Source organism: Catellicoccus marimammalium M35/04/3, assembly GCF_000313915.1.
Taxonomy (GTDB): domain Bacteria; phylum Bacillota; class Bacilli; order Lactobacillales; family Catellicoccaceae; genus Catellicoccus; species Catellicoccus marimammalium.
In genome coordinates this window covers 155374-169274 of the sequence record NZ_AMYT01000011.1, presented here as the reverse complement: position 1 = coordinate 169274, position 13901 = coordinate 155374, and the positions used below count along the sequence as shown (strand labels likewise).

The window sequence follows — 13901 nt, the reverse complement described above, 5'->3', positions numbered from 1 at the left end:
CCTCTTAATTAATCTAAATCTCCTTGTTGGTCATCTAAAGTAAAAGAAACATTTTTTTCAATCCATTCTCGGCGTTTTTCTACTTTATCTCCCATTAAAGTAACGACTTGTTTTTCTGCTAGTACTGCATCTTCAATTTTCACACGAATTAACGTTCTTGTTTCAGGATCCATCGTCGTTTCCCATAATTGTTCTGCGTTCATTTCACCTAATCCTTTATAACGTTGTAAGTGATAATTCTTCTTAATCCCAATCACTTCTTTTAATTCTTCTTCCGTCCAAGCATAAGCAATTTTTTTCTCTTTTTTAACCGTCCACTCCACTTTGTATAACGGAGGAAGGGCAATATATACTTTTCCTGCTTCCAATAAAGGACGCATATAACGATAAAAGAAAGTTAATAATAGAATTTGAATATGGGCTCCATCTGTATCCGCATCGGTCATAATGATTACTTTGTCGTAATTACTTTCTTCAACATTAAAATCATTTCCTACACCAGCACCGATGGTATAAATCATTGTATTAATTTCTTCATTCTTTAAAATATCTGCTAATTTAGCTTTCTCTGTATTAATGACTTTTCCACGCAGCGGTAAAATCGCTTGGAATTTGCGATCTCGTCCTAATTTAGCAGATCCTCCTGCTGAATCCCCTTCGACTAAGTATAGTTCATTTTTTGTTGTATCCTTTCCTTGCGCAGGAGTTAATTTTCCAGAAAGAGATGTTTCTTTTCCTTTTTTCTTCTTCCCATTACGACTTTCTTCTCGTGCTTTACGGGCAGACTCACGTGCATCACGAGCACGAATCGCTTTTTGGATAATCGTTTGAGCAATCGAAGAATTTTCTTGGAAATAATACATTAACTCTGTACTTAATAAACGATCAACAATCGTACGGGCGATTGGGGTTCCTAATTTTCCTTTCGTTTGACCTTCAAATTGTAGTAAAGCTTCTGGAATACGAACAGAAATAATCGCTGTCAATCCCTCACGTACATCGGTACCTTCTAATTTTTTATCTTTTTCTTTTAAAAGGCCACTACGTTTTGCATATTCATTGATAGTTTTCGTTAATGCTCCTTTCATTCCAGCTTCATGTGTTCCTCCATCTTTGGTTCGCACATTATTAACAAAAGAAAGGACCTGCTCATTATAACCATCATTATATTGTAAAGCACAATCTACTTCGATTCCTTCTTCTGCGACAGAAAAATCTAAAATAGGAGAAATCGTCTGTTTTTCCTCATTTAGATATTCCACAAATTGCTTAATTCCTTCCTCATAACAGAATCGTTCAATTTGTTCTTTGCCAGGAGTTTGGTCTTCAATTTGAATCGTTACTCCTTTTAAAAGGAACGCCGCTTCTCGTAACCGCTGTGCCAATGTGTCAAAAGAAAAATGAGTGGTACTAAAAATTTTATCATCAGGTAAAAAATGGACAGTGGTTCCATTCGGTTCTTCGCATTTTCCTTGACATGTTAATTCTTGAATGGGTTTTCCTCCATCTTTAAAGGCTTGATAATATTTTTCCCCTTCACGCACAACGGTAACTTCTAAAAAACTAGAAAGAGCATTGACTACGCTAGCTCCTACCCCATGGAGCCCTCCAGAAGATTTATAAGCTCCAGTATCATTAAATTTTCCTCCTGCATGTAAAACAGTGAAAATCACTTCAATCGTTGACTTACCAGAAGGATGCATTCCTGTTGGCATGCCGCGCCCAAAGTCACGTACGGTGACACTATGATCAGGATGTAATTGAACTTGAATTTCATTTCCATATCCAGCTAAGATTTCATCAACGGCATTATCAACAATTTCATACACTAAGTGATGTAATCCACGGCTATCTGTGGAGCCAATATACATTCCTGGACGTTTTCTTACTGCTTCTAATCCTTCTAATACTTGGATCGAAGAATCATTATATTCATTTTGAATTTTTTTTGACATACCTTGTATTCCTCTCGATCTTTTGATAACAAAATTTATTCTAACATAAAATACTATTTCTTCTACTATTCTTTAGATAATTTATTAGGATTCTCTTGCTCTTTTCTTACAAAAAATAGAAGAAATGAAAATCTCTCTTGCATCTTAAAAACACTATGATATAGTAAAAAAGAACAATGAATAGGAGAATAAGCATGAAAATTATATTACTTTTTATTGTTGCTTACTTATTAGGTTCTATTCCTTCTGGATTATGGATTGGAAAATTTTTCTTCCATATTGATTTAAGAAAACATGGTAGCGGAAATATGGGAACCACGAATACCTTTCGTGTATTGGGAAAAAAAGCAGGATTTGTAGTATTTATTTTAGACGTAGCTAAAGGAACTATTGCGACTTTACTACCTACTTTTTTCCATATCACTACAATCAATCCACTTTGGTTTGGTGTTTGTGCAATCATCGGACACACTTTCCCTATTTTTGCTCACTTTAAAGGAGGAAAAGCAGTAGCAACAAGTGCTGGAATGTTATTAGGGTACGCCCCTCATTTCTTCCTAGTCGCTTTTTTATTATTTATTACCATTATCTATCTTACTTCGATGGTCAGTGTAGCCAGTATTTTATGTATGATTATGGTATCTATTGGTAGTTTTATTTTTCCAAAATATGTACCTTGGATTCTACCACATTTTAATTCTTTATTTTCAACGATTGCGATTGTTTTAACTATTTTTATTATCTATCGCCATCGCGATAACATTAAACGTATTATGAACGGAACAGAAAATAAAGTCTCTTTTGGATTAGGATATAAAAAAGAAAAGAAAAAATCATAAAAAAAAAGCAACTTGTAATAAGTTGCTTTTTTTATATTCCAATCGTAGAAATTATTCTACTTCTTGAATTTTCATTAAGTTTGTAGTTCCTTGTTCACCTACACCAGCTGTCACAATAATTGTGTCGCCTTCTTTAGCAAATCCTGATTCTTTTGCTACTTCGTTAGCTAATGCGAACATTGCATCTGTATTTGATGGATGTTCTTTCACTTGTGGGTAAACACCCCATGTTAATGCTAATGAACGAGCTTTTTGTTCAGAGAATGTTAACGCTACGATGTAAGCATTTGGACGGTATTTAGAAATTTTACGAGCTGTATAACCTGAAACTGTTGCTGCTACAATTGTTTCGATACCTGTATTTTTCGCTGTATGTACTACTGAACGACCAATTGCTTCAGTGATATCATTTTTATCTCCTGGTAATGAGAATTTATTAATACCCATTTCTGCAATTGCTTCTTCTGTACGTTCTGCAATACGAGCCATTGTTTGAACAGTGATTACTGGGTAGTCCCCTGCAGCTGTTTCTCCAGATAACATAATTGCATCTGTACCATCGTAAATAGCGTTCGCTACGTCTGTTACTTCCGCACGTGTTGGACGTGGGTTACTTTGCATTGAGTCTAACATTTGTGTAGCTGTTACGACTGGTTTACCTAATTCGTTACATTTTTTAATTAACATTTTTTGAACTGAAGGTACATTTTCTACAGGAATTTCAATACCCATGTCACCACGAGCGATCATTAATCCGTCAGATACAGCTAAGATTTCATCAGCGTTATCAATACCTTCTTGGTTTTCAATTTTAGGGATGATTTGAATATGTTGTCCGTTATTTTCTTCTAAGATTTCACGGATAGCTAAAACGTCGCTAGCACGACGAACAAAGCTGGCAGCGATAAAGTCGATACCTTGTTCAATACCAAAGCGGATGTCGTTTGCGTCTTTTTCTGTTAAAGCTGGTAATTTAATAGAAGCGTTTGGTACGTTAACCCCTTTTCTATTTTTCAAAATACCTTCATTTTGAACTTCACAAACGATTTCGTTGTTAGCGTTGTCTAATTCTTGAACTAATAAGTCAATTAATCCATCGTCTAACATGATATGCATACCAGGTTCTACGTCATTGATTAATCCTTCGTAAGAAACTGAGAATTTTTCACGAGTTCCTTCTACTTCTGTCATTGATACACGTACGATGTCACCAGTAGAGAATTCTACTTTTCCATCTTTCATTAAGTGTGTACGGATTTCAGGACCTTTTGTATCTAATAATAAAGCAACACGTTTTCCTGAAATTTCCATTGCTTTACGGATATTTTGGATACGATTTCCTTGTTCTTCATGATCACCGTGTGAGAAGTTTAAACGGCAAACGTTCATACCAGCGTTCATTAATTCAACTAATGTATCTACAGATTCTGAAGCTGGTCCAATTGTACAAATGATTTTTGTTTTTTTCATAGACATTTCTAATGTTCCCCCAAAATTAATTTGAAATTTCTTGATTTAATTGATATAAACTCATGTCTGGATGATGTTTATCGTTTTCTAATGTTTCGATGATATCGTTGGCAACGATTTTGTTATCTTTAATACCAACGCAAAGTCCACCTTTACCTTCTAATAATAAATCTACAGCGTAAGCACCTAATTTAGAAGCTAATACACGGTCGCGAGCTGTTGGTGTACCACCACGTTGTACGTGACCTAATACAGTTACACGTGCATCAAAATCACCATGTTCTGCTAATTTCTTAGCGAATTCATCTCCGCTCATTACACCTTCAGCTAACATGATAATGCTATGTTTTTTACCACGTTCTTGACCATCTTTTAGACGTTTAGCTACATGAGCCATGTCAAAGTCATGTTCTGGGATGATGATGTCATCGGCACCACCTGCAACACCTGCCCATAAAGCGATGTCACCAGCACCACGTCCCATTACTTCGATGATAAATGTACGTGTATGTGATGTTGCTGTATCACGGATACGGTCTACAGATTCTAATACTGTATTGATTGCTGTATCAAATCCGATAGTAAAGTCTGTTCCTGGAATATCATTATCAATAGTTCCTGGTAAACCAATTGTTGGGTAACCATGTTCTGTTAAGCGCATAGCACCATGGTAAGAACCATCTCCACCGATAACTACTAAAGCATCGATATTGAATTTTTTCAATTGTTCAATTCCTTTTAATTGTCCTTCGCGTTGAGCGAATTCTGGATAACGTGCAGAATATAAGAATGTTCCTCCACGTTGGATTTTATCGCCTACATCAGCGATATCTAAACGATGAATATCTCCTGCTACTAATCCAGCATATCCATAGTTAATTCCATATACTTCTAATCCTTCGTACATTGCTTTACGAGCAACCGCACGAATTGCAGCGTTCATACCTGGGGCATCTCCGCCACTTGTTAAAATAGCGATACGTTTCATTTTGTTCACCTCTCACTTTTTTTCGGCTTTCATAATCATGAAAATAAATGTAAATCATTTCAAGCCTCTCACTTTTCCTATTTTAACATTTTTGGCCGTACTTGTCTTTACCTATTTTTTTATATTTTTAAATTTTTTCATTTTCCTTCATTTTCACTCATTGTTTTTTCACGTTTTCCTCACCTAAGTTATTTTGCAAATCTTGGATCATATCTGGATTTCCATTACACCAATAAATTTCTGGTAATAAATGTCCTTGATTTTGATCTATCGGAACGATAATAACTGGTAAATATCCAGGATTAGATTGTAATAGACGATAGATAGGATACAATGAAGCTTTTATATTTACTCGCAAATACAATTTTTCTCCCTTTAATGCAGTTAATAAATCTTCATACTGCCATAATTTTTGCAAGATAACTTTTTTCCCATATTGATTTACTTGCCAATATCCATGAACAAGTAAAATATTTTCTTCCTTTATATAGTGCTGATAACGTAAATATTCTTGAGTGAAAATGGTTGCTTGAAATGTATTCCCTTCTACATCTTCCATTGTTAACATTGCCATTTGTTCTTTTTTCTTTGTTCTAATTTCTTTTACTTCTTTAATCCAGGCTAAAAAACGTAGTTCATATTTTTGTTGAGAAAGAGGTTGTATTTGTAATCTCTTCAAGTTATCAACAGCTTGTGTTAAAGGTAAAGATTGTAAATACATACCTAAATATTTTTTTTCTTGTAACGCATTATAGAAAAAATTTTCTTCTTTAGTGATTGTTTCTTCTTCTAAAGTTAGTCCAATCCCATATTTCATTTTAGTAATACAAGAAGGTAATTCTTCTATTAATTGTGCCCTTGAAGCATGAAAATCGTCCAAAGCTCCACTATAGATAAGTGCTTCTCCCACAGAAACTTGTTGTGCTTCAGGAATTACACTTAACACTTCCTCTAATGAATGATACTTTCCTCTTTCTTTTCGTGTATCTACTATTTTTTGCGCTAAATTTTGAGAAACTCCTTTAATACGAGAAAGTCCTAGGCGAATTCCATTTTTATCTAGTGAATTTTCAACTATACTTTCATTAATATCTGGACGTAATAGATGAACTTGGAAGAATTTCCATTCTTCTTTAATTGCATCTAATGATTTTCCTTCATTTAATTCTAGCCAAGCGCTATAAAACGCCAAAGGATAATGTACTTTTAAATACATTAAGCGATAAGCAAAAATAGAATAGGCAATGGCATGAGATTTATTGAAACCATATCCAGCAAAAAGGGCAATACGATCAAAAATCTTTTTTGCATTTTCTCTAGAGTGACCCATTTTTTCAGCATGCTCAAGAAAAGGTATTTCTTCTTGTTTCATGGCTGCTTCTTCTTTCTTGCTCATCACTCGGCGTAGATGATCTGCTTCTAATAAAGTATAATTGGCATATTTTTGTGCTACCTGCATCACTTGTTCTTGATAAATCATCAACCCATAAGATTCTTGTAAAATTGCCTGAAATTCCGGAGCAATATGATAAGGTTTTCTTCCTTCTCTACGAGCGATAATTTCATTTTGAAATTGACTTGGTCCTGGACGATACAGAGCATTTACTAAGGATAATTCTTCAATTGAAGTCGGTTTAAATCGTTGCAATAGTGATTTCATACCAAAGGATTCAAATTGAAAAATTGCTTCTGTCCATCCTCTGGCAAATGCTTGGTAGGTTTTTTCATCATTTAAAGGAATATTTTCTACAATAAAAGAAGAAGGTAAATAAGAAAGAATTTTTTCTAAAAAAGTAAGATTACGCAAACTTAAAAAATCTACCTTTAAAAAACCAAGACTTTCTAGTTGCTTCATTGGCCACTGCGTACATAAGACACCCTCTTCTAAAGCTTCTGTAGGAATCATCGTTAATAAAGAGCGATTGGTAACGATCATTCCTGCAGCATGGACACTCGCATTTTTTGGTAAATCTTGTAGGCGACAAGCATAACGATAAATCATCTTATTTTTTTCAGAGCGATTGACATATTGACGAAAATAAGGAGAAGTTTCATAAATTTCTTCTAATTTCCAATGATGATGGCGATTCTTGGCTTCACATTCACGAATTCGTTCTAACCACTCATTTTGTTCTAATAATGAATTTCCACAAGCCTTCGCTACATCGCGAATCACCTGTTTTGCCTTAAAGGTATTAAAAGTAACAATCCGTGCTACATTTTCATAGCCATATTTTTGTACCATGTATTGATATACTTCATTTCGTCGATTATCTGGAAAATCTAAATCAATATCAGGATACCCTTGTCGGTTTTTATTTAAAAAGCGCTCAAAAAGAAGATGATAAACTAGTGGATCAATGTCAGTAATTCCCAATACATAAGCCACTAAAGAACCTGCTGCTGATCCTCTTCCTGGAGTTGTTTTAATATTCTCTGCTCGACAAAATGTTAATACATCCGCGATGATTAAAAAATAATCTGAAAAATGTAGTTCCGTAATCACTTTCCATTCATGATATAATCGTTCTTCATAAGTTTGATTCCATTGTGGAATTCGTTTTTTTCCTTCTTGACACCAAGCCCATAAAAGTTCTTCTGACTTTTGTCCATTTAAAGTTGGAAAAGTTGGGAAAAGTTCTTTAGGTACAGAATAAGATAGAGTATGAGTAGATAAAAATTGTTTTTGATTTTCTAAGGCTTCTTCCCATCCTTGATTTCGATAAAATTGAATCCATTTTTCTTTTGGCCAAAGAAATTCGCTCTCTTTCATTTCACGTTTAGCATAAGGATGATTTTGTTTCATTCGTTCTAAAACCACCCCTAATTCTGCATCTTCTTCTGTAAAAAAAGTACTACTTTGACAAGCAATGATTGGCCATGTATTCCATTCTAAAAAAGAATGTAATGCTTCATAATTTTCGTTCTGACTTGCTGCAATGCCTAAAAAAGGAAGACTACCAAAAATATCTTCATAATAAATATGTAATTGACGAATAGCATCAATTTGATTTTGTCCTAATAAAGAGAAAAACTCACCACGAACCATAGGACAAATTACAATATAGTCTTCACTCTTTAACGAAGCATATTGGTCTAATGAGACTAGTCCTAATTGACTTCGTTGTTCACTTAATAAGAAAAGTTGTTGTAATCCAGTCAAATTTTTAGCTAAAAATAGAAGTTCATATTCTTTTTCATCCATTCCTATATAGGTTAACGTCATCCCTAATAAAGGGGTAAATTTTTCTTTTTCGGCTAATTTTAACCACTCATAAGCTCCATATAAATGATCTTTATCTGTTAATGCAATGGCTGAATATCCATATTCTTTATGTACTTCTATGATTCGCTCTAAGGACTGTGGACTTTCTAAAAAGCTATAACTTGAAAAATTTTGTAAACTACCAATCATTACCTTCTTCCTTTCTGTTCTATTTATGGATTTCATTTTATCATATTATAAAAAGAGGGACTATTTCTCTTTCTTTCCTTTTGTTAATTTTATGTTATACTTAAAAAGAAAGAAGGGAAAAGTATGCGCTATTTAGTAATCTTATTCTGGTCTTTAATTTTAGGCCAAGTCGTTGGATTTATTGGTGCTAAATTAACAATGAATGCCTATGCATTTATTCCAACAGTAATTGCTTCTATTGTTGTCGCTCTTATTGTTATGTTAATTGATGCAATTGCTATTCCAACACCAAAAAAACAGTAAAAAAAATCCTTACTAATTATCTAGTAAGGATTCTTTTTTTACAAAATATCTCTACATATTCAAACTTTTAAAAAATTTATAAGCAAATAGAGCTTTCAGTGCTATTTTTTCAGAAATAATATTTTCACTATATATTCCGGCATTTACCATTTTTTGACATAATGATAAATCTCCCAAATCATTTCTATACATACCATCATTTTTTTCAAAATTACTATAAATTTTAGATATTGGTTGTTGATCGAAGAATAATTCTAAAATTTTTAAAATTGAGTTATTTGCGTTTTTTATTCTTCCTACCAAGTCCTCTTGTTCCAGATTTGTTGTAGAGAGAATCTTATGTTTTTTCAAAATATTCATCAATTGGTAGTTTATATTATTTAAAGATAAAATAACAACCTCTGAATAATAACCTTGACTATAGAGATAATACAAACTTAAATCTGATTCAGAAAATATATCTATAAATTGTGTCTCTGAGCATAGTTCTTTTTGTAAAGCATAAAATAATTCATCATCTAACATCTGTAATATAGAAGTAGCCATCCCTTTATTATTTTCTAATATTTTTAACAACGTTAGTATGTGAGTGTTTAAACTTGTTGGTAAATTCCATAAAGGAATATACCAATCAATTTTATATAAATTAGTAATAAAGTTTTGATATTGATACATAGTTATTGCTGAAAATGAAGTTGCATTTTCTGAGGAGCTAGACATTGTTATTACACTCTTTAAAATATCTGCAATTATTTTTATACTTTTATTTATTTTTTTATTTATTTCTTCTTCTTGTTTAGATACAAATATCTCATCTAAAAATTCTTTATGCGAATAAAAATTATCTTCATTGTTAGAATCCAATTCTATGGAGATAATATCATTTTGATTATTCATAGATGAAATATTTTTCTTCGAAGCAATTTTTAATTTTTTTTCTTCAAAGATAGAACTTATTTTTTTTGAAGTTTGGTTAATTTTTTGCTGAATCACTTTTTTTTCTTCATTATTAATAATGTAATATAAGCAAATATAAGATAATTCCCCTTCTTTAATCTCATTATTTAAAACGGATAAAGATTTTGCTTTCCATAGATCTTTATATACATCTATCCTTACTTTATCAAAATGATAAGTAATAATTCCTTGTTTTCCCTCTGTATAAATAGAATATGAAATATCGCCATTATTGAATATACTTATTTTATTACTTATATTGTATGATTCTAATTCATTAAGATAATCGTTAACTACATCATCTAATGTCGTATATCTTTTTTTATCTATAGTAATATTGTTTTCTAATATATAACAATCAACAATTCCTATGTGATTTTCGATATCTTTTTTTATAATATTTCTAGATAATTCTCGCAATGCATTTTTTAATTTAGGAAAATCTTGTATACATTCTAAAGTTAGTTCAATTTTTGTTAACATCAACTTCTCCTTTTATCTGTAATTTATATCAGTAAATGAAGGCCCATTAGCTTTTTTATCATTAAATGTAATACCAAATTCTTCTTCAACCGTATTCAATGGTATATATTTTGTCATTCCATCTACCATTCGAATAATACAATACTTTTCTTCATTTCTAATAATGTATCCTTCTATAGAAAGGATCAGCCCTTCATTTATATACGTACTATTATCCACTTTTATCAGTTTCATCATTTTCCTCCTTCTAAAAATATATATCTTAATAAAAAAGAATTCAGAAATTAAGCTGAATTCTTTTTTTGATATTAATCATTACTTTTCATTCTTCTCATTTTTATTAGTATTTTTAGCTTTCCATAGTAATAAAAACACTAAAGATAATAACATAATTACAACAGACGTAATAAAAATATGATGTAATCCATTATACATAATAGAACGTAAAGATTGTAAAATACCCGTTGGAACATTGTGTACTTCTTGTACATTCATAAATCTATTTAAATCTTCTTGATGAATTTGAGGATATTTTGTCATTTCACTATTCATACTCATATTTAACACTGTACCGTAAATTGCAACCATGATTGATTGCCCTAATGTACGGAATAGCGTATTTAAAGAAGTGGCACTTCCAACTAATTTTGTTTCTACACTCTCTTGTATAGCTACTGCTGAAGTAGTAATGCTCATTCCAAATCCAATTCCTAAAAGAACACCTATAATACAAAATACAAAATATGGTGTTGAAATTGGATAGATACTATAAATTATAGTAGAAACAAATAACAGACTAGAACCTATCAATAAAATTTTCTTAACTTCTAATCTAGATAATAATTTTCCAGCTAAAAATGATCCCACCATCCAAAAAATAGACATAGGAGCCAAGGCTAACCCACTTAATGTAGCAGAAGAACCGTTCAATGTTTGTAACCACATAGGTGTATAAACATCAATTCCTGTTAAAAATCCACTAACACATAAAGTAACACAATTTATAATTAAAACTGATTTAGAATTAAATAATTTTGGAGAAATAATTGGATTTTCGGTTACTTTTTCTATTCTAATGAATAAAAGCAAGATAATTACACTAATAATTAATAATAAAAATACAGGAGCTTTAAACCCTTGATCTCCGAAAAGTTGGAAAGCGTACAAGAATAAAAGTAAAAATATCATTAATAATGCAGCTCCCTTTATATCAAGTTTTCCTACACTATTAAAATTATTTCGATTCTCTTTTAATCCAAAAAATACCATTCCAATGACAATAATACCAATTGGGACATTGATTAAAAAGATCCAATGCCAATTCAAATATTGAACAATCATTCCTCCTAATAGAGGAGCAATAATACTAGCAATCCCCCAAGCCGCATTATTTAATCCCATAATATTAGCTCTTTCTTCTGCTGTATATAGATCTGCAATAATCGTCAAAGATAATGGTAAAATAGATCCAGCTCCAATCCCTTGAATTGCTCTAGAAAAAATTAAAAATTCCATGCTTTGTGACAATCCACAAAGAGAAGAGCCAATAATAAAGAATAATATACCAATAATAAAGATTATTTTTCGCCCTTTTAGATCAGCTAATTTCCCATAAATAGGTGTCATAATAGCACTCATTAGTAGATAAATAGAGAACACCCAATTCATAACAGATAAGCCATCCAAAGAAGAAATAATGGTTGGCATAGCTGTTGTAACTATTGTTCCTTCAATTGCTGACATAAATGTAGCAATAAATAAAGCAATAGTAACTATTAATTTCCTTTGTTTTGTCATTTTAATTCTCCTATCTTTCATATTTTTTCGAGGAGATAATTTATGACTCAAGAATTACGACAGTTCATATACTAATTGCCTAGAAATATATTGTCAAAAAAATGTAAAGGTTATGAAAAGCTTTCTGAAAGCGTGTTGATTTTTTTAAAAAATATTGATAGAGTTAAATTAACTATTCTTTTTATCATCGAATCTTTTTAGCATCAAAAAAATCCTTACTAATTATCTAGTAAGGATTCTTTTTTTATAAGAATGCTTGAAGGATAAAGTTTAATACAAATAAAATTGTAACAATCCAAAGCATTGGTTTAATTTCATTTGCTTTTTTCATCGCAATCTTCACGAAGCAATACATAATAAATCCACAAGCAATACCATAAGAAATGCTATAACATAGTCCCATGAAAATCGCAGTAAAGAAAGCTGGAATGGCTTCTTCAAGATCATCCCAATGAATTTCTGTAAAGGAACCAGCCATCATAATTCCTACAATGATTAAGACAGGTGCTGTCGCTTGTGCAGGTACAATACTAATTAATGGAGCAAAGAAACTACTTAAAGCAAAAAGTACAGCCACAGTTACTGCAGTTAATCCCGTTCTTCCTCCTGCTGCGATTCCTGCAGCACTTTCAACATAGGTAATTACGTTAGAAGTTCCAAATACAGATGCTGTCATCGTCGCAATAGAATCAGCGACCAACGCTTTATCCATGCTTGTATATCCTTCTTTTTCTTCATCATCTGTAAACGCTTGTGACTTACGATTGGTTCCAATTAATGAACCAATGGTATCAAAAATATCAGATAAACTAAAAGCTAAAACAGTCATTAATGTCTGCGGCAGTTTTTGCCAATCCATAAATAATGATGGTAATCCTTCGCTAGAAAAAGCAGCTAAAAAGGTTGTTTTCAAATCATGAATCGCTGATCCTAAAGAATTATTCGCCCAAGAAATATGACTGACATCAATCACACCAAAAGGAATCGCTAATAATGTAGTTACAATAATCCCAATTAACATCGCTCCTGGAACCTTTTTCATTACAAGAACAATAGTCAACAATAATCCAATTAATGCTAATATCACAGCGGGTTGGTTAAACAAACTTAAGCTAGGAGTAATATTCCCATTACTAATAACTTCAATTGCTTTTCCACCGCTTACTTTAGAAGAAATAATACTACTTGCATCCGAAGTAAAGTTTAAAAAGCCAGCATTTTTAATTCCAACATAAGCAACAAAGACGCCAATTCCTGCACCAATTGCATGTTGAATTACACTTGGAATCGCTTCTAAAATCTTTTTACGTAAATGAGTAACCGTAATTAATAAGTTAATCAATCCACATAAAAATACAATTCCTAGCGCTTGCTTCCAAGAATACCCCATACCAAAACAAATGGTAAAAGTAAAGAAAGCATTAAGCCCCATACCAGGAGCTTGAGCATAAGGAACATTGGCAAATAGTCCCATAATTAATGTCCCTACTACTGCTGCAATAATCGTTGCTAAAAAGATAGCTTGGAAAGGCATTCCTGTTTCTGACAACATTGCTGGGTTAACAAATAAAATATAACTCATTGCAAAAAAAGTAATACATCCAGCAATAATTTCTCGACTAACGGTTGTATGATGTTCTTTTAAATGAAAGATTTTTTCTAACAAAATAATTCCTCCTCAAATTTCTCCGTGT

Annotated in this window: 9 protein-coding genes and 1 pseudogene; 2 read left to right on the top strand and 8 right to left on the bottom strand. The window is 32.0% G+C overall.

Annotated elements, in window-relative coordinates:
* Window positions 1–8: 8 nt before the first annotated feature.
* On the bottom strand, window positions 9–1955 hold the full coding sequence (gene parE, locus C683_RS02440; RefSeq protein WP_009489282.1) for a DNA topoisomerase IV subunit B: 1947 nt from the start codon (window positions 1953–1955) through the stop codon (window positions 9–11).
* A 194-nt stretch (window positions 1956–2149) separates the two neighbouring features.
* On the opposite strand from parE, the gene plsY reads away from it, so the two are divergent.
* On the top strand, window positions 2150–2794 hold the full coding sequence (gene plsY / locus C683_RS02435) for a glycerol-3-phosphate 1-O-acyltransferase PlsY (protein ID WP_009489280.1): 645 nt from the start codon (window positions 2150–2152) through the stop codon (window positions 2792–2794).
* 57 nt (window positions 2795–2851) lie between these two features.
* Here plsY and pyk read toward each other — a convergent pair.
* From pyk to dnaE, 3 genes and pseudogenes are all read right to left on the bottom strand, one after another.
* Window positions 2852–4264, bottom strand: a pseudogene (pyk, locus tag C683_RS02430) (pyruvate kinase); the annotation flags it as partial.
* A 25-nt stretch (window positions 4265–4289) separates the two neighbouring features.
* On the bottom strand, window positions 4290–5252 hold the full coding sequence (pfkA, locus tag C683_RS02425) for a 6-phosphofructokinase (RefSeq protein WP_009489277.1): 963 nt from the start codon (window positions 5250–5252) through the stop codon (window positions 4290–4292).
* 157 nt (window positions 5253–5409) lie between these two features.
* The gene (gene dnaE / locus C683_RS02420) at window positions 5410–8667 is read right to left on the bottom strand and encodes a DNA polymerase III subunit alpha (protein WP_009489275.1); all 3258 of its coding nucleotides are present in this window, start codon (window positions 8665–8667) and stop codon (window positions 5410–5412) included.
* Window positions 8668–8790: 123 nt separating this feature from the next.
* Between dnaE and C683_RS02415 the strand changes: the two genes are divergently transcribed.
* Window positions 8791–8970, top strand: coding sequence for a DUF2929 family protein (locus tag C683_RS02415; protein ID WP_009489274.1), 180 nt, complete (start codon window positions 8791–8793; stop codon window positions 8968–8970).
* A gap of 51 nt (window positions 8971–9021) precedes the next feature.
* On the opposite strand, the gene C683_RS02410 is transcribed toward C683_RS02415, so the two are convergent.
* The 4 genes from C683_RS02410 to C683_RS02395 all read right to left on the bottom strand — a co-directional run bounded on the left by C683_RS02410 (window position 9022) and on the right by C683_RS02395 (window position 13873).
* The gene (locus tag C683_RS02410) at window positions 9022–10410 is read right to left on the bottom strand and encodes a hypothetical protein (RefSeq protein WP_009489273.1); all 1389 of its coding nucleotides are present in this window, start codon (window positions 10408–10410) and stop codon (window positions 9022–9024) included.
* Between the two features lie 12 nt (window positions 10411–10422).
* Entirely contained in the window at window positions 10423–10644 is a 222-nt protein-coding gene (locus tag C683_RS02405) for a hypothetical protein (protein ID WP_040388595.1), read from the bottom strand.
* An 81-nt stretch (window positions 10645–10725) separates the two neighbouring features.
* Complete coding sequence (locus tag C683_RS02400; RefSeq protein WP_009489272.1) at window positions 10726–12207, bottom strand: MDR family MFS transporter; 1482 nt, start codon at window positions 12205–12207, stop codon at window positions 10726–10728.
* 244 nt (window positions 12208–12451) lie between these two features.
* A complete protein-coding gene (locus C683_RS02395) occupies window positions 12452–13873 on the bottom strand; it encodes an NCS2 family permease (RefSeq protein ID WP_009489271.1) in 1422 nt (473 codons plus the stop codon).
* Window positions 13874–13901 lie beyond the last annotated feature (28 nt).

Coding starts and splice junctions, on each gene's coding strand:
- parE (WP_009489282.1), bottom strand. CDS start 1,955: ATGTCAAAAAAAATTCAAAATGAATATAATGATTCTTCGATCCAAGTA.
- C683_RS02400 (WP_009489272.1), bottom strand. CDS start 12,207: ATGACAAAACAAAGGAAATTAATAGTTACTATTGCTTTATTTATTGCT.
- C683_RS02410 (WP_009489273.1), bottom strand. CDS start 10,410: ATGTTAACAAAAATTGAACTAACTTTAGAATGTATACAAGATTTTCCT.
- pfkA (WP_009489277.1), bottom strand. CDS start 5,252: ATGAAACGTATCGCTATTTTAACAAGTGGCGGAGATGCCCCAGGTATG.
- C683_RS02405 (WP_040388595.1), bottom strand. CDS start 10,644: ATGAAACTGATAAAAGTGGATAATAGTACGTATATAAATGAAGGGCTG.
- C683_RS02415 (WP_009489274.1), top strand. CDS start 8,791: ATGCGCTATTTAGTAATCTTATTCTGGTCTTTAATTTTAGGCCAAGTC.
- dnaE (WP_009489275.1), bottom strand. CDS start 8,667: ATGATTGGTAGTTTACAAAATTTTTCAAGTTATAGCTTTTTAGAAAGT.
- plsY (WP_009489280.1), top strand. CDS start 2,150: ATGAAAATTATATTACTTTTTATTGTTGCTTACTTATTAGGTTCTATT.